Source organism: Pseudomonas sp. TUM22785, from assembly GCF_028198105.1.
GTDB classification, from domain to species: domain Bacteria; phylum Pseudomonadota; class Gammaproteobacteria; order Pseudomonadales; family Pseudomonadaceae; genus Metapseudomonas; species Metapseudomonas solani.
The window spans coordinates 3426223-3450660 of the sequence record NZ_CP116239.1 but is presented as its reverse complement, the minus strand read 5'-3'; the positions used below and the strand labels follow the sequence as shown (position 1 = coordinate 3450660).

Genomic DNA, 24438 nt, shown 5'->3' with positions numbered 1-24438 from the left:
CCCCATGCTCAATGGCGAACAGTGGAGCCAGCTGCTGCTGGGCTTCATCGAGGAAGCCCGCGACCTCGGCAAGCAGGCCGAGGAGTACCTGCTGCAGCTGGACCAGCAGCCCGAGGACGCGGCGGCCATCAACGGCCTGTTCCGCGCCATGCACACCCTCAAGGGCTCTGCCGGGCTGTTCTCCCTTACGCCCCTGGTGAGCTTCACCCACCACCTGGAAAACCTGCTCATGGCGGTGCGCGACGGCCAGCGCGCCCTCGACCCGTCGCTGGTGTCGCTGATGCTGCGCTGCCTCGACGAAATCGTCTCGATGATCGCCCTCATCGACCCGGAAACCGGCGAGCTGCCGGTGGACGAACAACACCAGACCGAACTGCTCGCCGCCCTCGCCGCCCACCTGGGCACGGCCGCGCCGGCGGCCAAGGTGCCGGGTGAAGCGGTGCCGCCGGCCGATGGCAACGTCGCCGAAGACGGCGCCTGGCACATCTCCCTGCGCTTCCATGCCGACCTGCTGCGCAACGGTTTCGACCCCATCGCCTTCGTCCAGTACCTGAGCCGCCTGGGCGATGTGCTCAACCTCCAGGTAATCGACGACGCCCTGCCGCCCCTGGCCGAGCTGGACCCGGAAAGCTGCTACCTGGGCATGGAGATCGATCTGCTCAGCGACGCCGCCAAGGCCGAGATCGAGGACGTCTTTGAATTCATCCACGACTTCTGCACCCTGCGCATCCTGCCGCCCAACAGCGCCCAGGACGACTACATCCACCTGATCCAGGAACTGCCCGAAACCGACGAGCGCATCGGCGCCATCCTCGTCGCCAGCGGGCTGCTCACCGAGCACGAACTGGCCCAGGGCCTGGCCCTGCAGGCCGTTGCCGCCGAGCTCAAACCGGCCCTCGGCGCGGTGCTGGTGGAGGAAGGCATCGTCGCGCCGCAAGCGGTCAATGCCGCCCTGGCCAAGCAGAAGAGCTCGCGGGAACGCAAGGTCCAGGAAAGCAGCCAGATCCGCGTTGCCGCGCACAAGCTGGACGAGCTGATCAACCTGGTCGGCGAGCTGGTGATCAGCGCCGCCGGGGCCCAGCTGCAAGCGCAGATGCACGGCAACGCCCTGTGCCAGGAAGGCGCGCAGACGGTCAACCAGCGTGTCGAGCAGATCCGCGAGGCGGCGCTGAAGCTGCGCATGATCGAGATCGGCGACACCTTCAACCGCTTCCACCGCGTGGTGCGCGACGTCAGCCAGCAGCTGGGCAAGGACATCCGCCTGGAAATCCGCGGCGCCGACACCGAACTGGACAAGTCGGTGATCGACAAGCTCGCCGACCCCCTCACCCACCTGGTGCGCAACGCCATCGACCACGGCATCGAATCCGCCGAGCAGCGCCTGGCCGCCGGCAAGAGCGCCGAAGGCCGGCTGAGCCTCAACGCCTACCACGAGTCGGGGATGATCGTCATCGAAGTGGCGGACGACGGCCACGGCCTGAACACCGCGCGCATCCGCGAGAAGGCCATCGCCCGCGGCCTCATCGACCCCCAGGCCAACCTGCCCGAACACGATATCCAGCGGCTGATCTTCGCCGCCGGCTTCTCCACCGCCGACAACGTCTCCGACCTCTCCGGCCGTGGCGTCGGCATGGACGTGGTGCGCAGCGCCATCGACGCCCTGCGCGGCAGCATCGAGATCGACTCGCGCCCCGGCCTCGGCTGCACCTTCCGCATCCGCCTGCCGCTGACCCTGGCGATCATCGATGGCTTCCTGGTTAGCCTGGGCGAGGAACACTTCGTGGTGCCGCTGGACATGGTCACCGAGTGCCTGGAGCTGGAAGCCGGGCAACTGGCCGATGCCGCCTACGGCTACCTCGACCTGCGCGGCCGCCCCCTGCCCTGCATCGACCTGGCCGCGCATTTCGAGCTGCCGGTGCAACGCGGCAAGCGCCGCAACATCGTGGTCGTCAGCCTCGGGCGCCAGCAGGCCGGGCTGATCGTCGACAACCTCCACGGCGAGCTGCAAACCGTCATCAAGCCGCTCGGCCTGCTGTTCCAGCACCTGGAAGGCATCAGCGGCTCCACCATCCTCGGCTCAGGGCAGGTCGCCCTGATCATCGATATCGCCAGCCTGTTCCGGCACCTGCAAGGACGCGTCGATGCCGACGCACGTACCCCGTCAACCCAACCGCGCCCCGACCTCGCGGGCTCGTAGGAGAACACCGCCATGCAATTCATCAGCAACCTGAAGATCGGCGTCAGGCTGATCGCCGGCTTCTCCCTGGTGGTGCTCCTGACCGCCGTGGTAGGGGTCCTGGGCATTGTCAACCTGGGCAAGGTCAATGACCTCTCCGACCAGATGTACAGCCGCGAAATGGCTGCCCTGGAAACCATGATGAACGCCAACATGGACCTCATCTACATGGGCCGCCACCTGCGCAGCAACCTGCTGTCGTCTTCGCAGCAGGAGCGCGACGCCACCGCCGCGCAGGTCCACGAAGCCATGAAGAACCTGCACGAGAACCTCGACAAGGCGCGTGGCAGCTTCGACAGCGAGCAGTCCCTCGCCAAGCTCGCCGCCCTCGACACGCAACTGGCCGAATACGAGAAAATCGTGCTGCAGATGCTCGAGGCGAATAAAAACGCTGCCCTGGCGCAGGGCACCGAGGCCACCGCACTGATGCCGCAGCTGCGCGCCCAGGGCAACGCCGCCGACGCCACCATCAGCGAGTTGGTGGTGCAGAAGAAAACCCGCGCCAAGGACGCCAACGACAGCATCACCGACATCTACCTGGGCTCGCGTACGCAGATGATCGTGCTGATCCTCATCGCCGCCGTGCTCGGCTTCGCCATCGGTATTCTCGTCACCCGCTCCATCTCGCGGCCGTTGAACCGCGCCATGGGCGTGGCCAACAGCCTGGCCGAGGGTGATCTGACGGTGAACGTCGAATCCGACAGCCGCGACGAGACCGGGCGCCTGCTGGCCTCCATGCAGCACATGACCGAGCGCCTGCGCAGTGTCATGGCCGACGTGCGCAGCGCCGCCGACTCGCTGTCCTCGGCCTCCGAGGAAGTCAGCGCCACCTCGCAATCCCTCAGCCAGGCCGCCACCGAACAGGCCGCCAGCGTCGAGGAAACCACCGCCTCGGTCGAGCAGATGTCCGCCTCCATCGCGCAGAACACCGAAAGCGCGCAGATCACCGACGGCATCGCCGGCAAGGCCGCCAACGACGCCGTGCAGGGTGGCCAGGCGGTGCGCGAGATGGTCCAGGCCATGAAGCAGATCGCCGACAAGATCGGCATCATCGACGACATCGCCTACCAGACCAACCTGCTGGCCCTCAACGCCGCCATCGAGGCCGCCCGCGCGGGCGACCATGGCAAGGGCTTCGCGGTGGTCGCCGCCGAGGTGCGCAAGCTCGCCGAACGCAGCCAGGTGGCCGCCCAGGAGATCGGCGGCGTCGCCAGCAACAGCGTGCACCTGGCCGAGCAGGCCGGCGCGCTGCTCGACCAGATCGTGCCCAACATCCAGAAAACCTCCGACCTGGTGCAGGAAATCACCGCCGCATCCCAGGAGCAGACCACTGGCGCCGCGCAGATCAACATCGCCATGGGCCAGATGAACCAGATCACCCAGCAGAACGCCTCTGCCTCCGAAGAGCTGGCCGCCACCGCCGAGGAAATGAACGCCCAGGCCAGCCAGCTGCAGGAGCTGATCGGCTACTTCCGCCTGGACAACGCCGCCCACGCCAACAAGCTGCCTGCGGTGCGCAACGACCGTGGCCCCGGCAACGTGCGCGAACTGCGTCGCCCGCCGGCACCGCGCAAACCGAACCAGCCGCTGGCCGACGAAGGCCAGTTCGTCAGCTTCAACTGAGGAGGCGGCATGAACGAAGCCAAGGCCATGGTGCCGGTGGCCCTGCCCACCAGCATCCAGCACCTGTCGTTCCGGGTGCGCCAGGCGCGCTACGCCCTGCCCATCGACCTGGTGCGCGAAATCATCGAGTACGGCCAGGTCACCACCGTGCCGATGATGCCGCCCTTCATCCACGGGGTGATCAACCTGCGCGGCAACGTGGTGCCGGTGCTGGACCTGGCGGCACGCTTCGGCTTCGAGCTGAGCGTGCCGAACAAGCGCACCTGCATCGTCATCATCGAACTCAACCTGGATGAGCAGCAGCAACGCATCGGCCTAGTGGTGGACGCCGTCGATGCGGTGCTGGACATCGAATCCGACAAGGTCGAGCAGGCGCCGCCCTTCGGCGCCGGCATCCGCACCGACTTCATCGCCGGCATGGCCCGCGACGAGCGCGGCTTCACCATCATCCTCGACGTGCGCCGCGTGCTCTCGCTGGACGACATCCGCCAGCTGAGCCTCGCCCAGCAGGCCGGCTGATGCCCACCAGCCACCTGCCCAAGCTCAGCGACAGCGACTTCCGCCGCCTGCAGCAGATGATGCTGGAGGCGTCCGGCATCCGCATGGCCGAGCAGAAGCGCACGCTGATGGCCGGCCGCCTGATGGGCCGCCTGCGCGCCCTCGACCTGACCAGCTACGGCGACTACATGAAGGTGCTCGACGACCCCGCCTCCCAGGAGGAGCGGCGCACGGTCATCGACCTGCTCACCACCAACGAAACCTACTTCTTCCGTGAGCCGCAGCACTTCAAGCAGCTCGGCGAATGGGTCACCCACCAGCGCCGCCCGCTGCACCTGTGGAGCGCCGCCAGCTCCTCCGGCCAGGAAGCCTTCAGCATGGCCATGACCCTGGCCGAGAACGCCCGCACCCAGGACTGGTCGATCTTCGCCAGCGACCTCAGCCGCCGCGTGCTGGAAACAGCGCGCCTGGCCACCTACCCCATGGAGCAGGCGGAGAACTTCCCCACCGGCTGGCTCAAGCGCCACTGCCTCAAGGGCGTGGAGGAAAGCGAGGGGCTGTTCCGCATGAGCCAGGCCCTGCGCCACCGGGTGACCTTTGCCGAACTCAACCTGACCCGGCCGATCCCCAAGGAGATCGGCCCCTTCGACGTGATCTTCCTGCGCAACGTGCTCATCTACTTCGGCCAGGAGGAAAAACGCGCCATGGTCGCGCGCCTGGTGGAGCGCCTGCGCCCGGACGGCCTGTTCTTCATCGGCCATGCGGAAAGCCTGCATGGCTTCAACCTGCCGCTGCGTGCCGTGCGGCCTTCGGTATTCCAACGCACATGAGCCCGCTCAGCAAACCCGCCCCGAACCCGATCAAGGTGTTCATCGTCGACGACTCCGCCCTGGTGCGGCAGGTGCTCACCGCCTGCCTGGACAACCACCCCGGCATCCAGGTCATCGGCCAGGCCGCCGACCCGCTGTTCGCCCTCGACAAGATGCGCAAGCAATGGCCCGACGTGCTGGTCCTGGACGTGGAAATGCCGCGCATGGACGGCATCACCTTCCTGCGCAAGATCATGGCCGAGCGGCCGACGCCCTCGATCATCTGCTCCACCCTCACCGAAGCCGGCGCCGCCATCACCCTGGAAGCCCTCGCCGCCGGCGCCGTGGGCGTGTTCACAAAAGCCCGCCAGGGGCTCAAGGACAGCCTGCAGCAGCTCTCCGGCGACCTCATCCGGCAGATCGAACTGGCCGCCCGCAGCCGCCCCCACGCCATGCCGCGCAGCGCGCCGCCACCGCCGGCCAAGGCCACGCCGGCAGCGGCGCCGACCGAACCGGCGGCACGCCCCACCGGCTACGCCACCACCGACCGGGTGGTGGCCCTGGGCACCTCCACCGGCGGCACCCAGGCCCTGGAAGTGGTGCTGCGCCAGTTACCGGTGGATTGCCCCGGCATCGTCATCGTCCAGCACATGCCGGAGAAATTCACCGCCGCCTTCGCCCAGCGCCTGGACACCGTCTGCGAGATCGACGTGCGCGAAGCCCGGCACATGGACCGCGTGCGCCCCGGCCTGGCCCTGGTCGCCCCCGGTGGGCGCCACATGCAGCTCAAGCGCAGCGGCGCGCAGTACTTCGTCGAAGTGCTCGACGGGCCCCACGTCAACCGCCACAAACCTTCGGTGGACGTGCTGTTCCGCTCCGTCGCCCGCCACGCCGGGCACAACGCCCTGGGCGTGATCATGACCGGCATGGGCGACGACGGTGCGCGGGGCCTGCTGGCCATGCGCGAAGCCGGCGCCCGCACCGTGGCCCAGGACGAAGCCAGCTGCGTGGTCTTCGGCATGCCCAAGGAAGCCCTGCGCATGGGCGCCGCGCAAAGCACCGAACCCCTGTCGAAACTTTCCGAAGTCATCATTCGCTACTCACGGGGGCAAACACCCGACAAGACCGCCGAAGCCGCTAAATAGAGGGCTGCAACCACTGAAACGGGCCAGCAGGATACTGGCCCGGTGCTACCGTCCGTCCGGTCGATCCGGGCGAACCTTCGTGTCGGATGCTACTCCGTACCTGTAGGCCTGCTCTTTTTCAGGGCAGCCTGCACCTGGAGTAATGCATGAACGACGCGTTGCGCAAGGAGCGCCCATGACCTGTCGCCTGTTGCTGGCCGACGACCACGCACTGATCCGCGTTGGCGTCCGCGCCATGGTCAACGACCTGGAGGGTTACGAAGTAGTTGGAGAAGCGGAGGACGGCGAACAGGCCGTCGAGATGGCCGAGCGACTGAAGCCGGACATCATTCTCCTCGACATCTCCATGCACGGTGTGGATGGCCTGGAGGCCCTGCAGCGCCTCGGCACCCGTGTGCCCGAATCCCGCGTACTGATGCTGTCGATGCACACCGATGCCGAAGTGGTGCTCTCCGCCCTGGAGAAAGGCGCCTACGGCTACCTGCTCAAGGACGCTGCCATGGTCGAGCTGGCCCTCGCCCTCAAGGCCGTCGACCGTGGCCAGCGTTACCTCAGCTCGGCCATCGCCCAGCCGGTGATCGACCAGGCCCTGTCCCGCCAGCACGGCAGCGAAGACCCCGGCCTCACCCAGCGCCAGGTGGAGATCCTCCGCCTGATCAGCCGCGGCGCCTCCACCCGTTCCATCGCCGACGGCCTCGGCCTCAGCGTCAAGACCGTGGAGGCCCACCGCGCCCAGATCATGAAGCGCCTGGACATCCACGATATCCCCGGCCTGGTCCTCTACGCCGTGCGCAAGGGCATCATCAGCCCGGACGATTGAACCCAGCCTCACGATGGTGAGGGTTGTGTAGGGTGGATGACGCTTTTTCCATCCACCAAACGGAGCTGCCGGCACCTACGGATTGCCGCCGAGCCACGACGCCCCTCGACGCACCCTCGTAGGGTGGGCCGGGCGGCGCTCCGCTTCAGCCCACCGCTCTTATTCCGCCAACTCGCTGTCGAACGCCCCTCGCCAAATCGCTCAATGTCGGCTGTTGGGTGCGCTCGACCCTCCAGGTGCGCGCAGCACACCGAAAGCCGCCGTTAGGAATCCGAACGGCCCTGCTGGACGGCATCGCCCTGGGCCACCTCTTCGTCCGGCCCCTCGCCGAAGGTGGCCCGCAACCAGCGCCCCACCTGGCAGGCAGCCAGGGCGCGGGTGCTGCAGGCGCCGCTATCCAGGGCCTGGCGCAGGGCGTCGATATCAGCGCCCTCGACATAGGCGATGGCATCGTCCATCTGCCGCGCATCGCCGAAGCCGCCGGCCTTCATCTCCGCCAGCGCATCGGCACGGCTCCAGCCCTGCACCACGGTGCGGTACATGGCCGCCATCAGCCCGGTGCGATCGCGGCCGTGCTTGCAGTGCATCAGCACCGGCCCCTGGGCTTCGGCCTGGCGCAACACCCGCAGCACGCGGAGCACGTCCACGTCATCGACCCGGTCGGCATGCAGCGGAATGCTCACCCGGCGCACCTGGGCATCACCCAGCCACTCGGCGTCGTCCTCCTTGATGAAGCTCACCACAGTGCGCACGCCCAGGCGCTGCAGATGCGGCAGGTCGCGGGCATCCGGCAGTGCGCTGCGAAACAGCGAAGGGGTCATGCGGTACAGGTTGAAGCCCGGGTCCAGCGACACCGCCCAGGCCTGGCGCGACAGCATGGCCGCCGGCTCCGGCACCTGGCTATTGCCCTGGGCCAGCGGCACGGCCAGCGAAGCGACGGCCAAGAGGCCTGCGAAAAACAGCGAGAGTCGGGGTCCGGGCGTCATGGCGCATCCTCCAGAAGATGGCCATACCCTGGAGCAACACCCGTAAAGGCTGGATCAAGAAGACGTGAAAAATTTGTCGGTTGGCGGCGATGACTGATCGCGAGTCCAGCACGCAGGTGGTGGCGTGCTTCCGTAGGATGGGTCGGGCGGCGTTCCGCGAGCGAAGCGAAACCCATGGGGCGGAGCCCACCCACCAGCCCAGCGCACATGCCATTTCACTGGATGTCCGACAATCGCCACACCACGCCGGGCCAAGCTGATCTAGAATCAGCGACGGTCCCCACCGCAGTCCCGTTCATGGATATCCAAAGCCGCACCCTGCTCCTGCGTTCCCTCCTTGCCCAGCTCAGTGAGGACGCCCCTCGTGATGCCGCCGTTCTGGAAGGCGACCCTGCCCGGGTCATGATCGGCTTGCGCGATCTCGCGGAGCTTGGCCTGATCAGCGGCCAGCTGTCTCACGGTGAGCAGAGCGACGGCCAGGGCCTGCTGCTGGTCAGCGCCACCGGCATCACCCTCACCCGCCGGGGCGCGGCCTTCAAGGCCGAGCCCTGATTCCCCGCCCGGCTCGTCGGGCACCTCTAGAAACTACCTGCGTTGCCATTGCGGCGTTAAGAACAGGCTCGTGCGCGAGTCCGATCAAAATGCTCATTTACACGGCGTAACCTGCGCTTTTTCGCCTGTTTTGCCTTGCATTGACGGCTTCGCCTACGTTGTTAGAGGCACCCGTCAGTTGGCCGAAGACAGCTCCGTGCCCTTGCTCGCAGCCATCGACTCATAGGGACGGTTGTCGAACTGGCGGTACTTCTCCAGCCACGCCGCATAGGCCTGGCCATTTCCCGCGTAGCTGCCGGTGCTGGAATAGCGCAGGCCATCCGACCCCACCAGGCGCCGCTCGATCATCGCCGGGTAGGCCGGGTGCTTGCTGGTGGTGAACAGGTAGACCGAGCCGTCGCGCTCGTTCTTGACGATAGTCACCAGGTCCGACGACGAGTAGCGGACCTCCGGCAACGCCAGCGCCTCGTCGAAGGCCGCCTGCCACTGCTGCACGCTGATGGGCTCGGGGAGCGGCTGCACGGACTTCTGCTCATCGGCGACGGTTTCGCCCGCGCCGAACAGGCCGAGCAGCATTGCGAATAACTGGTTCATGGTCTTGCTCACCAGGAAAGGGATCACAGAGGTTCAGAGGGAGGCTGGACGAGGACGGTTCAGGGAAAATTCGCAGGCCAGGCACGCCGGGCCCTCCAGCCAGGCTGGAAGGCGTGGCGCACAGCTAACCCGAAGCCCATGACGGAATGATGACCAAATGCCATCCAGCCGGCCTGGCGCTGAACTATTCACCCCAGCGGGGTTCGATCTCTTCAGCGAGGCCACGCCATTCACGTGTTCCGCCGCCCCCGACTACACCCACAAGAACCCCATTCGGAGGACTGCCCATGTCCGCCCCCGGCGCCCGCCCTTCTCCCCTCGCCCGCCTGCTCGCCTTATTCCTGCTGCTGCTCGGCCTCGCGTTGCTCATCGGCGGCATCCGCCTGGTCTGGGTCGGCGGCTCCTGGTACTACCCGCTCACCGGTGGCGCCCTGCTGGTGGCCGGCTTCCTGCTGTGGAAAGGCCTCGGCTCGGCCCTGCTGGTGTTCGCCGTGACCTTGGCCGCCTCCACCGCCTGGGCGCTCTGGGAGGTGGGCCTGGACTGGTGGCAACTAGTGCCGCGCCTGGCCCTGTGGTTCGGCATCGGTGTGCTGTTGCTGCTGCCCTGGGCGCGCGGTGGCCTGGCCGGCGGCACCTCGCGGGCCAATGGCGGTGCACTGCTGGTGGCGGTGCTGCTGGCCGGCGCCGTGGCCTTGCTCAGCCAGTTCACCGAGCCCCACAACCTGGAAGGCGAGATTGGTCGCGGCAACCCCCTGGCAGTGCAGAGCGAGCCGCCGATGCCGGAAGGCGACTGGCAGGCCTACGGGCGCAGCAACGCCGGCGACCGCTACTCGCCCCTGGGCCAGATCACCCCGGAGAACGCCCATAAGCTGGAACTGGCCTGGAGCTACCGCACCGGCGACCTGCCCGGCCCGGACGACCCGCAGGAAACCACCGCCGAGAACACCCCGCTCAAGGCCAACGGCATGCTCTACGTGTGCACCCCGCACAGCCAGGTGATCGCCCTGGACCCGGACAGCGGCCGCGAGATCTGGCGCTTCGACCCGAAGATCAGCACCCAGAACGCCGACAGCTTCAAGGGCTGGGCGCACATGACCTGCCGCGGTGTCGCCTACCACCAGGAAGACAGCCCCAGTGACAGCAAACGCTGCGAGCGGCGCCTGTTCCTGCCCACCGCCGACACCCGCCTGATGGCCCTGGACGCCGATGACGGCAAGCCCTGCGAGGAATTCGGCGACAAGGGCTCCATCGACCTCACCCGTGGCATCGGCAGCTTCACCCCGGGCGGCTACTACTCCACCTCGCCACCCGGCGTCAGCCGCGACCTGGTGATCATCGGCGGCCATGTCACCGACAACATTTCAGAAGACGAGCCCTCGGGCGTGATCCGCGCCTACGACGTGCACGACGGCCACCTGGTGTGGAACTGGGATGCCGGCAACCCCGACGACACCGCGCCGCTGCCCGAGGGCCGCACCTACACCCGCAACTCGCCGAACATGTGGTCGGTGATGAGCCTCGACGAGAAGCTCGGCCTGCTCTACCTGCCCATGGGCAACCAGACCCCGGACCAATGGGGCGGTCGCCGGACCAAGGCCTCGGAAACCTACAGCGCCGGGGTCACCGCCCTGGAGATCGCCACCGGCAAGGTGCGCTGGACCTTCCAGATGACCCACCACGACCTCTGGGACATGGACGTCGGCGGCCAGCCGAGCCTGGTGGACCTGCCGCCGCAGAAGGCTGGCGAGGCCCCGCGCCCGGCACTGATCGCCTCCACCAAGCAGGGCAGCCTCTACGTGCTCGACCGGCGCACCGGCGAGCCCATCGTCCCGGTCAGGGAAACCCCCGTGCCCCAGGGCGCCGCCAAGGGCGACTTCACCGCCCCCACCCAGCCCATGTCCGCACTCAACCTGATGCCACCGCCCCTGCAGGAGCGCGACATGTGGGGCGGCACGCCGATCGACCAGATGCTCTGTCGCATCGCCTTCCGTTCCCTGCGCTACGAGGGCATCTACACCCCGCCCTCCGAGCAGGGCAGCCTGGTCTACCCCGGCAACTTCGGGGTCTTCGACTGGGGCGGCATCGCGGTGGACCCGGAGCGCCAGATCGCCTTCCTCAACCCTAGCTACATGGCCTTCACCTCGAAATTGGTGCCCGAAGGCAGTGCCATCGATGAACCTGCGCGCAAGAGCGAGATCGAAGGCGTACAGCCGAACAAGGGTGCGCCCTTCGGCGCCCTGTTATCGCCGCTGCTCTCGCCCCTCGGCCTGCCCTGTCAGTCGCCGCCCTGGGGCTACGTCGCGGCCCTGGACCTGACCACCATGAAAGTCGCCTGGAAACACAAGAACGGCACCGTGCGCGACAGCTCGCCGATCCCCATCCCGCTGCCCATGGGCGTACCCAGCCTGGGCGGCAGCGTGATGACCGGCGGGGGCGTCGCCTTCCTCGCCGGCACCCTCGACCAGTACCTGCGCGCCTACGACGTGCGCAATGGCAAGCAGCTCTGGGAAGGCCGCCTGCCCGCCGGCGGCCAGGCCACACCCATGAGCTACACCGGCAAGGATGGCCGCCAGTACGTGCTGGTGGTCGCCGGTGGCCATGGTTCCCTGCACACCCGCCAGGGCGACTACGTCCTGGCCTTCGCCCTGCCCAAGGAATGATCGATGCCGCGTAACGTCCCACTGCTGTTCTGCGCCATGACCCTGCTCGCCGGCTGTGCCGGCCGGGCGCCCGTCGACACCTCCCAACTGCTGGTGGGCTGTAGTGGCGAGACCTGCCCCGGCATCCAGCGCTTCGCCTTCGACGGCACCCAGGGCCGGCTGACGGAAAAGCCGCTGCAGACCCTCGCCAGCGCCAACCCCTCGTGGCTGGTGCTTTCGCCGGATGGCCACCAGCTGTTCGTCACCAACGAGAACCCGCCCAAGGGCCGCGACCCGGCCGGCCAGGTCAGCAGCTTCGCCATCGGCGAAGGTGACGAGCACAGCCTCACGCCCCTGAGCCAGGTGGCGAGCAAGGGCGCCGAGCCCACCCATGCCAGCCTCAGCGAGGATGGCCGTTTCCTCTTCGTCGCTCATTACGGCAGCAAGCCCACGCCCGGTGGCAGCCTGGCGGCCATCCCGGTCAGCGCCCACGGCACCTTCGGCCCGGTCGCCCAGCTGGTGCGCCAGCCTTTCTCCCGGCGCGGCTCGCAGCGCCAGGGCTCCTCGCACATGCACGCGGCGGTGCCGGCCGGCGACTTCCTCTTCGTCACCGACCTGGGTGCCGACAAGGTCTACGCCTACCGTTACGACGGGGATAAACCGAAGAAGCCGCTGCAGGCGGCCAAGCCCGGCGCCTTCGCCCTGCCCAAGGGCAGCGGCCCGCGCCACCTGGTGTTCGACCGCAGCGGCAACCGCGCCTACCTGACCCTGGAGCTGTCCAACCAGATCGCCATCCTCGGCCGCGACGAGGCCAAGCTGGAACAGCAGGGTCTGGTGGACCTGGACCCGCCCGGTGCCAACGCCACGGGCGATCGCCGCCTGGGCGCCCTCCAGCTGTCGCCGGACGGGCGTTTTCTCTACGTCGCCCGTCGAGGCGTGGAGAACCAGATCGTGGTCTATGCGGTGAGCGCCGCCGACGGCAGCCTCAGCGAGGTGCAGCGCCACGCCAGCGGGGGCGATGAGCCGAGGGAATTCACCTTCGCCCCGGACGGGCGTTTCCTGCTGGTGGCCAACCAGAAGAGCGACAGCCTGGTGGTGTTCAGCCGCGACCCGCAAAGCGGCCTGCTGGTGGAGCAGGTGCAAAGGGTCAGCACCCCGGCCCCCAGCGCCCTGCGCTTCTTGCCCTGAGCCTCAGGCAGCCAGGGCCAGGCCCTGGCATTGCTGCGCGCAGTCCTCGCAGACCTGGGCCAGCCGCTGGCAGTGCGCCAGGTCATGGCGCCGGCATTCGGCGGCGCACAGCCGGCAGATACTCGCGCAGAACCTGCCGAAGCCCACCACCTGCGCGCTCTCACGCTCCACCAGCTCCTGCATCAGCAGGCAGCTGTCCGCGCATTCGCGGCTCAGCTCGATGCAGCGTTCCAGGTACTCCCCGCCCTCATCCAGGCGACTCGCGGTCACGCATTGCGCGCATTCGTCGGCACACACCAGGCAGGCATCGGCACAGGCTTGGGCTTCGGCATTCATAGGCTTCTCCAGGCAAGGGGCTCCTGTACTTCGGCCGCGCCGTTGCGCGGCGGTTCAGGGGATTTCTCGGCGCCGTAGCTCCCGTAGGTTGGGATGAGGCACGAAGCCCAACGCAGCAGAGCCGAACCCCGCTCCGTTGGGCCTCGCTGCGCTCGGCGCCAACCTACAGGCGTGCCATGGCCGCCTGGACATCCACCCGAACCCATCATCGGGCTCCGGGTCACTAACAGGGTTACCGCGATCCCGGAGGTTTCCCATGCTCGAAGACTGGCTGCCCTACCTGCCGCTGCCGGAGCTCAAGGCCCTGCTCACCGCCGCAGCGGTGGTGCTGATCCTGAGCCTGGTGGCGCGCGGCGTGATGCGCGTGCTGGTTCGCCTGGCCAAGCCGGTGCTGTTCCTGCGCGAGCTGCTGCAGCGCGTGCGCCGTCCGCTCTACCTGCTGCTGCCCCTGCTGGGCCTGCAGACGGTGTGGAGCGCCGCCCCGGACAACCTGCTGTTCATCGGCCCGCTGCGCCAGCTCACCTCGATGGCCATCATCGGCACCTTCACCTGGCTCGGCCTGCGTGCGGTGGACGCGGTGCAACAGGTGATCCTGCTGCACAACCCGGTGGACATCAGCGACAACCTGCGCGCCCGCCGCATCCAGACCCAGACCCGCGTCCTGGTGCGCACCCTGAGCTTCTTCGTGCTGCTGTTCGGCGCCGCCACCATGCTCATGACCTTCCCCACCGCGCGCCAGTTCGGCACCAGCCTGCTGGCCTCGGCGGGCGTCGCCGGCCTGGCGGTGGGCTTCGCCGCCAAACCGGTGCTGGGCAACCTGATCGCCGGCCTGCAGATCGCCATCACCCAGCCCATCCGCCTGGATGACGTGGTGATCGTCGAGAACGAATGGGGGCGCATCGAGGAAATAACCGGCACCTACGTGGTGGTGCGCATCTGGGATGACCGGCGCCTGGTGGTGCCCTTGCAGTGGTTCATCGAGAACCCCTTCCAGAACTGGACCCGGGTCAGCTCGTCGATCACCGGGGCGGTGGTGCTCTGGGCCGATTACGAGATGCCGCTGGACCCGCTGCGCCAGGAGCTGGACCGCCTGTGCAAGGAAGTGCCGCAGCTGTGGGACGGCCGCGTCAGCGTGCTGCAGCTGGTGGACACCACCGAGCGCTCCATCCAGCTGCGGGTGCTGGTCAGCTCCATCGACTCCTCGCGCAACTGGGACCTGCGCTGCTACCTGCGGGAGAACCTGCTGAACTTCATCGCCCACCGCTACCCGCATTGCCTGCCGCAGCTACGCGCCGAACTGACCCGCAGCGAAGCGCCGGAGCTGGTCGGGCGGCACCCGGAACCCATCGTCGAGCCCGAGCGCCAGCCGCCGGTGTGACTCAGCCGTTGGCCGCCGCGCCTGGCAGCCGCGCGGCGATGGCCTGGTGCAGGCGCTCGTAGTAATAGGGCAATTGCAGCAGCACATGCTGGGCGGCGGCCTCGCGCACCTGGTTGCGGTCGCCGTCGAAGCGCAGCTGCTCGCTGACCACCCAGGGCTCGCCGTCCATCAGCATGGCGCAGGCGAAGCACACCAGGCCGTCCAGGGGGCCTTCAGCCTCGGCCATGCCGGTATTGGCCAGGGCCACGCTGGCCTCGCTGTTGGCCAGGGCGCACAGGGCCATCTCCCGCGCTACCTCTTCGCTGGTCAGCCCGTAACGGGCGATGGTCTCCGGGTCCACCCCCAGGCACTGCTGCTTGGCGGTGGGCGAATAGGCCACGTAACCGCGGTCCAGCACCGCGCCACAGCCGGGCACGCCGGCCAGCAGAGAGGCCATCAGCCCCCCGGTGCAGGATTCGGCGGTCACCAGGGACAGCTGGTACTTCTCGAGGAAACTCACAACCTGCTCGACGCTCTGCATGACGGCCTCCGGGTATCGCTGTACCTGTTGTAGAGGCTAGGAATACCCCCGCGCCCCCGAGTTCCCCCAATCCACCGTCCCAGGCGACGGGCGCGCATGTCCTTAGGACGTGGTCATGAGTCACCGGCTCTGCCTGTGTGAGGACTCAACAGGATGAGCGCGTGCCGTAGGGTATGTCGTGCGCACCGCCGCACGGTGCTTCCGGCGAGCTCCAGGTGCGCGCAGCACACGTCCCTAGTTAGCGGCGGCTGCATGCTCCGAGGTGTCCTGAGGGCGTGGATGTTTACCCACGATGCTCCAGAGGGTGGGCCGTGCGGCGCTCTGCTTCAGCCCACCGCTCTCGACGACAACCGCCATCGCCAAAGTTCCCCGACAGCCGGCCGGAAGGAAAAAAAGTCGAAACTTCTCCGCGCTGCGTCCAGTCAGGGTTTATGTGGGGATGTGACGTCTGTGCCCGGTTTTCAAACTCATCTTTCCAACTGGCATCGGCGTTTGTGCGATGCAGGAACGATGGCCCGCGCATGGGTGGCGAGGACGGCATCCCCGTATCAGGGAATCTCGGATAGCGGAGGATGATATGGGAAATGCTGTAGCGAGCGCTCAGCTCGGGGGTTTGAGTTCCATGACCAATCGCCCCCAGCTGCATGTTGAAAGCCTGCACACCAACAAGAAAAGAATTCTCTTCGTCACCTCGGAGTTCGCCGACCTGGTCAAGGTCGGCGGCCTGGGGGACGTTTCTGCTGCCTTGCCCCGTGCCCTGGCTTCCCAACATGACGTTCGCGTCCTCATCCCCGGTTACCGACAGGTGCTGGAGAGCGGCCACCCGATCCGCGTGATCGGCCGGGTGCCGGGGCACGCCGCCCTGCCCGCCTGCCGCATCGGCCGCATGGACCTGCCCGACGGCCTGATCGTCTACGTGATCATCTGCCCCGAGCTCTACGAGCGCGAAGGCACGCCCTACGGCGACGCCAACGGCCGCGACTGGCCGGACAACCACATCCGCTTCGCCCGCCTGGGCCTGGCCGCCGCCGAGCTGGCCGCCGGCACCGCGTGCCTCAGCTGGTGTCCGGAGCTGATCCACGCCAACGACTGGCCCGCCGGCCTCGCCCCGGCCTACATGGCCTGGCGCGGGCAGACCACACCCAGCGTGTTCACCATCCACAACCTCGCCTACCAGGGCCTGATCGACCCGCAATGCAGCCCCGAACTGGGCCTGCCGCCGGAAGCCTGCAGCCACGAGAGCATGGAGTTCTACGGCAAGCTGTCGTTCCTCAAGGCCGGTATCGCCCACGCCAACCACGTGACCACCGTGAGCGAGAACTACGCCCACGAGATCACCACCGAGGACTTCGGCTGCGGCCTGGAAGGCATGCTCAAGCACCGTGTCGACCAGGGCCAGCTCAGCGGCATCACCAACGGCATCGACGAAAGCTGGGACCCGCGCACCGACGAGCACCTGGTGGCCAGCTTCAGCGCCCAGCTGTGGCAGGGCAAACGCGAGAACCGCGAATACGTCGAGAAGCTCTTCGACCTGGAGCCCATGGACGGCCCGCTGTTCGCCGTGGTCTCGCGCCTGGTGCAGCAGAAAGGCATCGACCTGACCCTGGAGATCGCCGACGCCATCGTCGCAGGCGGCGGTCGCATGGCCATCATCGGCCGGGGCGAACCGGCCCTGGAAGCGGCCATGCAGGACCTCGCCCAGCGCCACCCGCGGCGCATCGGCGTGCACGTGGGCTTCAACGAGACCGACGCCCGGCGCATGTTTGCCGGCAGCGACTTCCTGCTCATGCCCTCGCGCTTCGAGCCCTGTGGCCTGAGCCAGATGTACGCCCAGCGCTTCGGTTCGCTGCCCATCGCCCGGCGCACCGGCGGCCTGGCCGACACCATCGAGGATGGTGTCACCGGCTTCCTGTTCCGCGAGGCCGATGCCGCCAGCTACCTGGATGCCGTGCAGCGCGCCCTCAACGTCTACCGCCACCCCGAGCTGCTCAACGCCATGCGCTGCCAGGCCATGGCCTCGCCGCTCTACTGGCGGCAATCGGTGAAGCCCTACGACCGGCTCTACAAGCGGCTGCTCAAGGCCACCTCGGTGGCGCTGCAGGCGGAGGGCCCGGCTTGATGTTTCCCCTCACGCGCAGCCATGGGGCGCTGCTCGAGGAGGACGGCACCACGCGCTTCGCCCTCTGGGCACCCGACGCCCGCTTCGTCGAAGTGGAACTGGCCGACGGCAGTCGCCACCCGCTGCGTGCCCACGGCGAAGGCTGGCATTGCAGCCGCCTGCCCCTGGGCGCGGGCACCCTGTACCGCTACCTGATCGACGAGCGCCTGCGGGTGCCCGACCCGGCTTCGCGGGCCCAGGAGGACGGCCCCCACGGTTTCAGCCGGGTGGTCGACCCCGAGGCCTACCGCTGGCGCCACCCGGACTGGCGCGGGCGGCCCTGGCACGAGGCGGTGATCTACGAGCTGCACGTCGGCCTGCTGGGCGGTTTCGACCGGGTCGAGGCCCTGCTGCCCGGGCTCAAGGAGTTGGGCGTCACCGCCATCGAACTCATGCCCCTGGGAGAGTTCCCCGGCGCACGCAACTGGGGCTACGACGGCGTGCTGCCCTTCGCCCCCGACAGCACCTACGGCACGCCGGAAGCCTTGAAGCGGCTGATCGACAGCGCCCATGGCCTGGGCCTGATGGTGTTCGTCGACGTCGTCTACAACCACTTCGGCCCCGACGGCAACTACCTCGGCCAGTACGCCAGCGCCTTCTTCAATGCCGAACGGCAGACGCCCTGGGGCCCGGCCATCGACTTCCGCCAGGTGCAGGTGCGCGACTTCTTCTGCGAGAACGCCCTGATGTGGGTGCTCGACTACCGGGTCGACGGCCTGCGCTTCGACGCCGTGCACGCCATCGCCGAGAAGGATTTCCTCACCGAACTGGCCAGCCGCCTGCGCGCGGCCGCCGGCAACGGCCGCCACCTGCACCTGGTGCTGGAGAACGAAGACAACGACGCCGGCCTGCTGGAACAGGGCTACGACGCGCAGTGGAACGACGACGGCCACAACGTGCTGCACACGTTGCTCACCAGCGAGCGCGAGGGCTATTACGCCGACTTCGCCAGCGATTCCACCAGCAAGCTGGCGCGCTGCCTGGGCGAGGGTTTCGTCTACCAGGGCGAGGCCACCCGCCGCGGCCACCTGCGCGGCGAACCCAGCGTGCACCTGCCGCCCACCGCCTTCGTGCTGTTCCTGCAGAACCATGACCAGGTGGGCAACCGCGCCTTTGGTGAACGCCTGGCGAGCCTGGCCGAGCCCGACGAACTCAAGGCCGCCACTGCCCTGCTGCTGCTCAGCCCGATGATCCCGCTGCTGTTCATGGGCGAGGAATGGGGCTCACGCCAGCCCTTCCTGTTCTTCACCTCGCACAACGAGGAACTGGGCCGCGCGGTGCGCGACGGTCGGCGCAACGAGTTCCGCGAGTTCACGGTGTTCGCCGACGAGCAGATCCGCCAGAGCATCCCCGACCCCAACGCCCTGGGCACCTTCACCGGCTCCATTCCCGACTGCGCCACCTGCACCGAGCCCGCCCAGCAGGCCTGGCGCGTGTACTACCGGCGCCTGCTGGAACTGCGCCACGCGCATCTGGTGCCGCGCCTGCCCGGCAGCCAGGCCATCGGCACCCGGGTGCTGGAGGAAAAGGCCGTCTCGGCCAGCTGGCGCCTGGGCGACGGCAGCCTGCTGCGCATCGACCTCAACCTCGCCGCCGAGCCGGTACGCGCCCCGCTGCCCCGTGAAGGCGCGCGGGTGATCTTTTCCCACCGCATGGACCTGGACGACTACCGCCAGGGCCTGCTGGCCGCGCGCAGCGTCGCCGTAACCCTGGAGGACAGCGCATGAGCGACGCCCTGTTGGCCGAACTGGCCGGTGCCGCCGGCCTCAGCATCCACTGGACCGACGCCGACGGCCGCCCCCAGCAGGTGGCGCCCGAGGCCCAGCGCGCGCTGCTCGAAGCCCTCGGCTACCCGGCGCAGAGCGAGCAGCAGTTGCACGCCGCCCTTGCCCACCTCGAACAGCAGCGCAGCCAGGCCGCCCTCGCCCCGCTGCTGACCCTGGACCAGGGCCAGCCGCTGTCCCTGGCCCGCCACTTCGCCGCCGGTACCCCCTTCCAGCTGCAGCTGGAGGATGGCGCCCGGATCGACGCCCGCCTCGACCACGAAGGCCGCCTGCCCGCCATCGCCGCCTGTGGCTACCAGCGCCTGCTGATCGGCGACCAGGCCCTGACCCTGGCCGTGGCGCCACCGGCCTGCCAGAGCGTGGCCCAGCTCAGCGACCACCAGCGCCGCCACATCTGGGGCCTCACCGCCCAGCTGTACTCCCTGCGCCGCCCCGGCGACGGTGGCCTCGGCGACACCCAGGCCCTGGAGGAACTGGCCCGCAGCGCCGCGGCCAAGGGCGCCGATGCCATCGCCCTGAGCCCGGTGCACGCCATGTTCAGCGCCAACAGCTACACCTACAGCCCCTACTCGCCTTCCAGCCGCCTGCTGTTCAACGTGCTGCACGCCGCCCCCGGCTGCATCCTCGGTGAACGCGCCCTGCAGGAAGCCATCAGCGCCAGCGGCCTGGGCGCCGAACTGGCGCGCCTGGAGGCCGAGCCGCTGATCGACTGGCCCGCCGTGGCCGCCAGCCGCCAGGCCATCCTGCGCCAGCTGTTCGCGGGCTTCGCCGGCCCGGAGAACGCCTTCAGCGCCGACTTCGCCAGCTTCCGCCAGCACGGCGGCGATGCCCTGCTGCAACACTGCCGCTTCGAGGCCCTGCACGGTTTCATGAGCCGCAGCGGCCTGCCCACCGACTGGCGCGTGTGGCCCGAGCAATACCGCGACCCCCACCACGAGGCCGTGCAGCGTTTCGCCGCCGAGCACGAACAGGAAGTCACCTTCCACGCCTTCTGCCAGTGGCTGGTGGCCCGGGGGCTGGATCGGGTGCAGAGCGCCGCCCGTGGCGCCGGCATGAAGATCGGCCTGATCGCCGACCTCGCCGTGGGAGCCGACGGCGCCGGCAGCCAGGCCTGGGCGCGCCAGGCCGAATTGCTGCCCGCCGTGACCGTGGGTGCGCCGCCGGACATCCTCAACCGCTCCGGGCAGAGCTGGGGCGTCTCGGCCTTCTCCCCCGAAGGGCTGCAACGCCAAGGCTACCGCGCCTTCATCGAGATGCTCCAGGCCAACCTGGCCCGCGCCGGTGGCATCCGCATCGACCATGTGATGGGCCTCAAGCGCCTCTGGGTGCTGCCCCAGGGCGCGCCGCCGGAAGCCGGCGCCTACCTCAACTACCCGCTGCAGGACCTGCTGCGCCTGCTCTCGCTGGAATCCTTCCGCCACCGCGCCCTGGTCATCGGCGAAGACCTCGGCACCGTGCCCGCCGGCCTGCGCGAGGAACTGGCGCAGCGGATGATCCTCGGCATGCGCGTGCTGCTCTTCGAGCAAAGCGACGGCCGCTTCCTGCCGCCCCACAGCTGGCCCCGCGACGCCCTCGCCACCACCACCACCCACGACCTGCCGAGCATGCGCGGCTGGCTGCTGGGCCGCGATATCGAGTGGCGCGAAATCACCGGCCAGCGCAGCGCCGAGCACAGCCACGGCGACCGCGAAACCCGCGCCCGGGAAAAGCTCGCCCTGACCACCGCGCTCTACGCCAGCGACCAGTCCCAGGCGCTGCAGGGCGAACGCGACAACGACGAGCAGCTGGATGCCTGCATCGGCTTCATCGGCCGCACCCCCGCGCCCCTGGTGCTGCTGCCCCTGGAAGACGTGATGGGCAGCGACGAACAGCCCAACCTGCCCGGCCCCGGTGACCACCACCCCAACTGGCGGCGGCGCTGGGCGGAACCCGCCGCGACCATGCTCGACGGCCCCGCCGCCGAGCGACGCCTGCACCGCCTCGACGAAGCACGCCGCCAGGTGGAGGACCAGGGCCATGAGTGAGATCCGCGCCACCCAGCGCCTGCAGTTCCACCGGGGCTTCACCCTCGACGACGCGGTGCCCCTGGTGCACTACTTCGCGCGCCTGGGCATCAGCCATCTCTACGCCTCGCCGCTGCTCACCGCGCGCAGCGGCTCCACCCACGGCTACGACGTGGTCGACCCCACCCGGGTCAACCCCGAGCTGGGCGGCGAGGCGGCGCTCAAGCGCCTGGTCGCCGCCCTGCGTGAACAGCGCATGGGGCTGATCCTCGACATCGTCTCCAACCACATGGCCGTGGGCGGCGACGACAACCCCTGGTGGCTCGACGTCCTCGAATGGGGCCGTGGCAGCCCCTACGCGCAGTTCTTCGACATCCAGTGGCGCTCCCACGATCCGCTGCTGCGCGGCCAGCTGCTGGTGCCCTTCCTGCGCAGCGACTATGGCGAGGTGCTGGCCGCCGGGGAGATCGCCCTGCGCTACGACGCCGACAGCGGCAGCCTCTATGCCCAGCACTTCGACCACCGCTTCCCCCTCACCCCGCCCAGCTATGGCGAGCTGCTGCGGGCCAGCGATGCCCCCACGCTCACCGAGCTGGCCGCGCGCTTCGAGGCCCTGGAGGGGCAGCCCGAGGCCTGGCAACAGGCCGGTGAATTGCGCCGCCAGCTGGCCGCCGCCGCGCCCAGCGACGAGCCCCTGCTGCGCGCCCTGGAGCGCTACCACCCCGACACGCCCGAGGGCCTGGAACGCCTGCACCAGTTGCTGGAGCGCCAGCACTACCGCCTGGCCAGCTGGCGCACCGCCGCCGACGACATCAACTGGCGGCGCTTCTTCGACATCAACGAGCTGGGCGGCCTGCGGGTGGAACGCCCCGAGGTGTTCGAGGCCACCCACGCCAAGGTCTTCGAGCTGATCGAAGCCGGCCTGGTGGACGGCCTGCGCATCGACCACATCGACGGCCTGGCCGACCCGCGCGGCTACTGCCGCCGCCTGCGCCGGCGCGTCGAGGGCCTGCTGGACAAGCGTCCGCGCGCCCTGCTCGGCCAGCACTTCCCCATCTACGTGGAGAAGATCCTCGGCCCCGGGGAGTGCTTGTCCCGCGACTGGCTCGTGGACGGCACCACCGGCTACGAATTCATGAACCAGGTGTCGCTGCTGCAGCACTCGCCCCTGGGCGAGCTGCAGCTCACGGCCCTGTGGAGCACCCTCAGCGGCCGCTCCGGGCGCTTCGAGGACGAGGTGCGCGAAGCCCGCCAACTGGTGCTCACCAGCTCCCTGGCGGGCGACCTGGAAAACCTCGCGCAGAACCTGCTGCTGGTGGCCCGCGAGGACATCGCCACCCGCGACCTGACCCTGGGCGCCATCCGCCGCGCGCTGCTGGAGCTCATCGTGCATTTCCCGGTGTACCGCACCTATGCCGGCGCCCTCGGCCGCTCCGAACAGGACCGGCGGGTCTTCGAGCAGGCCCTGGCCGGCGCCCGCAGCACCCTGGGCGAAGCCGACCAGCCCCTGCTGCAGCACCTCGACCGCTGGCTGGGCGGCCAGCCCCTGCGCGAGGTGCCGCCGGGGCCGCAGCGCACGCTGCGGCGCAAGGTGCTCGCGCGCTTTCAGCAGCTCACCTCGCCAGCGGCGGCCAAGGCGGTGGAAGACACCGCCTGCTACCGCTCGGCGGTGCTGCTCTCGCGCAACGACGTGGGTTTCGACCCGCAGCAGTTCAGCGGCCCGGTCGGTGACTTCCACGCCCAGTGCCTGGCACGCTCGCAGCATTTCCCCGGCAACCTGCTGACCACTGCCACCCACGACCACAAGCGCGGCGAAGACAACCGCGCACGCCTGGCGGTGCTCAGCGAACGCTCCGCCTGGTTCGCCGCCCGCTGCGAGCACTGGCGCCGCCTGGCCACGCCGCTGCGCGAGGTGCTGGACAACCAGGGCGCGCCCAGCGCAGCCGACGAGCTGATGCTCTACCAGTGCCTGCTCGGCAGCTGGCCGCTGGACCTGGACGCCGACGACCGCCACGCCCTCAACGCCTACCTGGAGCGCCTGCTGCGCTGGCAGGAAAAGGCCCTGCGCGAGGCCAAGCTGCACAGCAGCTGGAGCGCACCCAACGCCGCCTATGAAGTGGCCTGCCGCACCTTCCTGCATGACCTGCTGGCCCGCGACACCGCCCGCGAGCTGCGCATCGAGATCGCCGCGGCGGCCAACGCCATCGCCCCCGCCGGCGCCCTCAACGGCCTGGCCCAGTGCCTGCTGCGCATGACCACGCCGGGCATCCCCGATCTCTACCAGGGCACCGAGTTCTGGGACTTCAGCCTGGTGGACCCGGACAACCGACGCGAAGTGGATTTCGCCCGGCGCATCGACGCCCTCACCGAGCTGGCCGACCAGCCCGGGCTGATCGCGTCCTGGCGTGATGGCCGCATCAAGCAAGCGCTGATCGCGACCGTGCTGTCGGTGCGCTACGCCCGCGCCGATCTGTTCGCCCGGGGCGACTACCAGCCCTTGCAGGTGGAAGGCGCCCACGCCGGGCAGGTGCTGGCCTTCGCCCGCAGCCTGGGTGGCGACTACTTGGTGGTGCTGGTCCCGCGCCTGGCCAGCGAGCTGCTGGGCGAGGCCGTCACCCCCCATATTCCGCCCGAACGCTGGGCCGACACCCGCGTGGTGCTGCCCGCCGCCATCGGCGACAGCCCGCTGACCGGCGTGTTCTCCCGGGCGCCGCTGCACCCCATCGAAGGGTGCATCGCCCTGTCCGAGGCGCTGGCCGACTTCCCCGTCAACCTCTTGTGTTTCAGACCCCATCAGGAGCAGCAGCCATGAGTGCAGATGAACAGCGCATCCGCGAATTCGCCTACCAGATCTGGGAATCGGAAGGCAAACCCAGCGGCCAGGAAGCGCGCCACTGGGAGATGGCGCGCAAGCTCGCCGAATCGGAAACCCGGGGCGAGCGCCCGCCAGCGCCCAAGCCACGGCGCGTGAACAAGCCCAAGGAAGTGCCGGCCAAGGCCGCGGCTGCCGCTGACCCCGAAGCCATCACCGCTCCGCCGGCAGCGCGCAAGCCCCGAACCAGCAAGGCCGCCGCCGAAGAGAAACCGGCACTGCTGAAGAAACCCCGCGCCACCAAAACCGCACCCAAGCCATCCAAGGCCTGAACCGCACTGAACGCCCTATGAGGAG

19 protein-coding genes are annotated in these 24438 nt (G+C 68.8%); 15 read left to right on the top strand and 4 right to left on the bottom strand.

Annotation, left to right across the window (positions count from 1 at the left end; all coding sequences use genetic code 11):
- Nucleotides 1–4 precede the first annotated feature (4 nt).
- The 6 genes from PI990_RS15670 to PI990_RS15645 all read left to right on the top strand — a co-directional run bounded on the left by PI990_RS15670 (nucleotide 5) and on the right by PI990_RS15645 (nucleotide 7131).
- Nucleotides 5–2197: a chemotaxis protein CheA gene (locus tag PI990_RS15670; RefSeq protein WP_271661220.1), complete on the top strand. Its 2193-nt coding sequence runs from the start codon at nucleotides 5–7 to the stop codon at nucleotides 2195–2197.
- Nucleotides 2198–2209: 12 nt separating this feature from the next.
- Nucleotides 2210–3859 (top strand): methyl-accepting chemotaxis protein, encoded by a 1650-nt coding sequence (locus PI990_RS15665; protein ID WP_021221685.1) that lies wholly within the window; start codon nucleotides 2210–2212, stop codon nucleotides 3857–3859.
- A 9-nt stretch (nucleotides 3860–3868) separates the two neighbouring features.
- Nucleotides 3869–4378, top strand: a complete 510-nt coding sequence (locus PI990_RS15660; RefSeq protein ID WP_021221686.1) for a chemotaxis protein CheW — start codon at nucleotides 3869–3871, stop codon at nucleotides 4376–4378.
- Nucleotides 4378–5187 (top strand): CheR family methyltransferase, encoded by an 810-nt coding sequence (locus tag PI990_RS15655; protein WP_043247064.1) that lies wholly within the window; start codon nucleotides 4378–4380, stop codon nucleotides 5185–5187. The genes PI990_RS15660 and PI990_RS15655 overlap by 1 nt, the downstream gene beginning before the upstream one ends.
- Nucleotides 5184–6311, top strand: a complete 1128-nt coding sequence (locus PI990_RS15650) for a protein-glutamate methylesterase/protein-glutamine glutaminase (protein WP_271661219.1) — start codon at nucleotides 5184–5186, stop codon at nucleotides 6309–6311. The genes PI990_RS15655 and PI990_RS15650 overlap by 4 nt, the downstream gene beginning before the upstream one ends.
- Before the next feature lie 175 nt (nucleotides 6312–6486).
- On the top strand, nucleotides 6487–7131 hold the full coding sequence (locus PI990_RS15645; protein ID WP_021221689.1) for a response regulator: 645 nt from the start codon (nucleotides 6487–6489) through the stop codon (nucleotides 7129–7131).
- Between the two features lie 263 nt (nucleotides 7132–7394).
- On the opposite strand, the gene PI990_RS15640 is transcribed toward PI990_RS15645, so the two are convergent.
- Complete coding sequence (locus tag PI990_RS15640; RefSeq protein ID WP_271661218.1) at nucleotides 7395–8117, bottom strand: phosphatase domain-containing protein; 723 nt, start codon at nucleotides 8115–8117, stop codon at nucleotides 7395–7397.
- A gap of 297 nt (nucleotides 8118–8414) precedes the next feature.
- Here PI990_RS15640 and PI990_RS15635 point away from each other — a divergent pair, with 297 nt between their 5' ends.
- Nucleotides 8415–8669, top strand: a complete 255-nt coding sequence (locus PI990_RS15635; RefSeq protein ID WP_021221691.1) for a hypothetical protein — start codon at nucleotides 8415–8417, stop codon at nucleotides 8667–8669.
- 174 nt (nucleotides 8670–8843) lie between these two features.
- On the opposite strand, the gene PI990_RS15630 is transcribed toward PI990_RS15635, so the two are convergent.
- On the bottom strand, nucleotides 8844–9263 hold the full coding sequence (locus tag PI990_RS15630) for a hypothetical protein (RefSeq protein ID WP_148304340.1): 420 nt from the start codon (nucleotides 9261–9263) through the stop codon (nucleotides 8844–8846).
- Between the two features lie 287 nt (nucleotides 9264–9550).
- On the opposite strand from PI990_RS15630, the gene PI990_RS15625 reads away from it, so the two are divergent.
- Nucleotides 9551–11923 carry a glucose/quinate/shikimate family membrane-bound PQQ-dependent dehydrogenase gene (locus tag PI990_RS15625; RefSeq protein WP_271661217.1) on the top strand — a complete coding sequence of 791 codons (2373 nt, stop codon included), beginning with the start codon at nucleotides 9551–9553 and terminating at the stop codon, nucleotides 11921–11923.
- A gap of 3 nt (nucleotides 11924–11926) precedes the next feature.
- Nucleotides 11927–13090: a lactonase family protein gene (locus PI990_RS15620; RefSeq protein WP_271661216.1), complete on the top strand. Its 1164-nt coding sequence runs from the start codon at nucleotides 11927–11929 to the stop codon at nucleotides 13088–13090.
- Nucleotides 13091–13093: 3 nt separating this feature from the next.
- Here PI990_RS15620 and PI990_RS15615 read toward each other — a convergent pair whose 3' ends face one another.
- Nucleotides 13094–13426 carry a four-helix bundle copper-binding protein gene (locus PI990_RS15615; RefSeq protein WP_184490389.1) on the bottom strand — a complete coding sequence of 111 codons (333 nt, stop codon included), beginning with the start codon at nucleotides 13424–13426 and terminating at the stop codon, nucleotides 13094–13096.
- A 256-nt stretch (nucleotides 13427–13682) separates the two neighbouring features.
- Between PI990_RS15615 and PI990_RS15610 the strand changes: the two genes are divergently transcribed.
- Nucleotides 13683–14804 carry a mechanosensitive ion channel family protein gene (locus PI990_RS15610; RefSeq protein WP_316924976.1) on the top strand — a complete coding sequence of 374 codons (1122 nt, stop codon included), beginning with the start codon at nucleotides 13683–13685 and terminating at the stop codon, nucleotides 14802–14804.
- A 1-nt stretch (nucleotide 14805) separates the two neighbouring features.
- On the opposite strand, the gene PI990_RS15605 is transcribed toward PI990_RS15610, so the two are convergent.
- Nucleotides 14806–15324, bottom strand: a complete 519-nt coding sequence (locus PI990_RS15605) for a CinA family protein (protein ID WP_271661215.1) — start codon at nucleotides 15322–15324, stop codon at nucleotides 14806–14808.
- Between the two features lie 577 nt (nucleotides 15325–15901).
- Between PI990_RS15605 and glgA the strand changes: the two genes are divergently transcribed.
- Genes glgA through PI990_RS15580 form a run of 5 tightly spaced genes read left to right on the top strand, consistent with a single transcriptional unit; the run spans nucleotide 15902 to nucleotide 24413 of the window.
- Nucleotides 15902–17443 carry a glycogen synthase GlgA gene (gene glgA, locus PI990_RS15600; RefSeq protein ID WP_031288567.1) on the top strand — a complete coding sequence of 514 codons (1542 nt, stop codon included), beginning with the start codon at nucleotides 15902–15904 and terminating at the stop codon, nucleotides 17441–17443.
- Nucleotides 17443–19209, top strand: coding sequence for a malto-oligosyltrehalose trehalohydrolase (treZ, locus tag PI990_RS15595; RefSeq protein WP_271661214.1), 1767 nt, complete (start codon nucleotides 17443–17445; stop codon nucleotides 19207–19209). The genes glgA and treZ overlap by 1 nt, the downstream gene beginning before the upstream one ends.
- Complete coding sequence (malQ, locus tag PI990_RS15590) at nucleotides 19206–21290, top strand: 4-alpha-glucanotransferase (protein WP_271661213.1); 2085 nt, start codon at nucleotides 19206–19208, stop codon at nucleotides 21288–21290. Before treZ ends, malQ begins: the two co-directional genes overlap by 4 nt.
- Nucleotides 21283–24081, top strand: a complete 2799-nt coding sequence (locus PI990_RS15585; protein WP_271661212.1) for a malto-oligosyltrehalose synthase — start codon at nucleotides 21283–21285, stop codon at nucleotides 24079–24081. The genes malQ and PI990_RS15585 overlap by 8 nt, the downstream gene beginning before the upstream one ends.
- Nucleotides 24078–24413: a DUF2934 domain-containing protein gene (locus tag PI990_RS15580; protein WP_271661211.1), complete on the top strand. Its 336-nt coding sequence runs from the start codon at nucleotides 24078–24080 to the stop codon at nucleotides 24411–24413. Before PI990_RS15585 ends, PI990_RS15580 begins: the two co-directional genes overlap by 4 nt.
- Nucleotides 24414–24438 lie beyond the last annotated feature (25 nt).

What these genes read in the sequence shown, in the direction of transcription:
- PI990_RS15670 (WP_271661220.1), top strand. Translation starts at nt 5, where the DNA reads ATGCTCAATGGCGAACAGTGGAGCCAGCTGCTGCTGGGCTTCATCGAG.
- PI990_RS15665 (WP_021221685.1), top strand. Translation starts at nt 2,210, where the DNA reads ATGCAATTCATCAGCAACCTGAAGATCGGCGTCAGGCTGATCGCCGGC.
- PI990_RS15660 (WP_021221686.1), top strand. Translation starts at nt 3,869, where the DNA reads ATGAACGAAGCCAAGGCCATGGTGCCGGTGGCCCTGCCCACCAGCATC.
- PI990_RS15655 (WP_043247064.1), top strand. Translation starts at nt 4,378, where the DNA reads ATGCCCACCAGCCACCTGCCCAAGCTCAGCGACAGCGACTTCCGCCGC.
- PI990_RS15650 (WP_271661219.1), top strand. Translation starts at nt 5,184, where the DNA reads ATGAGCCCGCTCAGCAAACCCGCCCCGAACCCGATCAAGGTGTTCATC.
- PI990_RS15645 (WP_021221689.1), top strand. Translation starts at nt 6,487, where the DNA reads ATGACCTGTCGCCTGTTGCTGGCCGACGACCACGCACTGATCCGCGTT.
- PI990_RS15640 (WP_271661218.1), bottom strand. Translation starts at nt 8,117, where the DNA reads ATGACGCCCGGACCCCGACTCTCGCTGTTTTTCGCAGGCCTCTTGGCC.
- PI990_RS15635 (WP_021221691.1), top strand. Translation starts at nt 8,415, where the DNA reads ATGGATATCCAAAGCCGCACCCTGCTCCTGCGTTCCCTCCTTGCCCAG.
- PI990_RS15630 (WP_148304340.1), bottom strand. Translation starts at nt 9,263, where the DNA reads ATGAACCAGTTATTCGCAATGCTGCTCGGCCTGTTCGGCGCGGGCGAA.
- PI990_RS15625 (WP_271661217.1), top strand. Translation starts at nt 9,551, where the DNA reads ATGTCCGCCCCCGGCGCCCGCCCTTCTCCCCTCGCCCGCCTGCTCGCC.
- PI990_RS15620 (WP_271661216.1), top strand. Translation starts at nt 11,927, where the DNA reads ATGCCGCGTAACGTCCCACTGCTGTTCTGCGCCATGACCCTGCTCGCC.
- PI990_RS15615 (WP_184490389.1), bottom strand. Translation starts at nt 13,426, where the DNA reads ATGAATGCCGAAGCCCAAGCCTGTGCCGATGCCTGCCTGGTGTGTGCC.
- PI990_RS15610 (WP_316924976.1), top strand. Translation starts at nt 13,683, where the DNA reads ATGCTCGAAGACTGGCTGCCCTACCTGCCGCTGCCGGAGCTCAAGGCC.
- PI990_RS15605 (WP_271661215.1), bottom strand. Translation starts at nt 15,324, where the DNA reads ATGCAGAGCGTCGAGCAGGTTGTGAGTTTCCTCGAGAAGTACCAGCTG.
- glgA (WP_031288567.1), top strand. Translation starts at nt 15,902, where the DNA reads ATGGGAAATGCTGTAGCGAGCGCTCAGCTCGGGGGTTTGAGTTCCATG.
- treZ (WP_271661214.1), top strand. Translation starts at nt 17,443, where the DNA reads ATGTTTCCCCTCACGCGCAGCCATGGGGCGCTGCTCGAGGAGGACGGC.
- malQ (WP_271661213.1), top strand. Translation starts at nt 19,206, where the DNA reads ATGAGCGACGCCCTGTTGGCCGAACTGGCCGGTGCCGCCGGCCTCAGC.
- PI990_RS15585 (WP_271661212.1), top strand. Translation starts at nt 21,283, where the DNA reads ATGAGTGAGATCCGCGCCACCCAGCGCCTGCAGTTCCACCGGGGCTTC.
- PI990_RS15580 (WP_271661211.1), top strand. Translation starts at nt 24,078, where the DNA reads ATGAGTGCAGATGAACAGCGCATCCGCGAATTCGCCTACCAGATCTGG.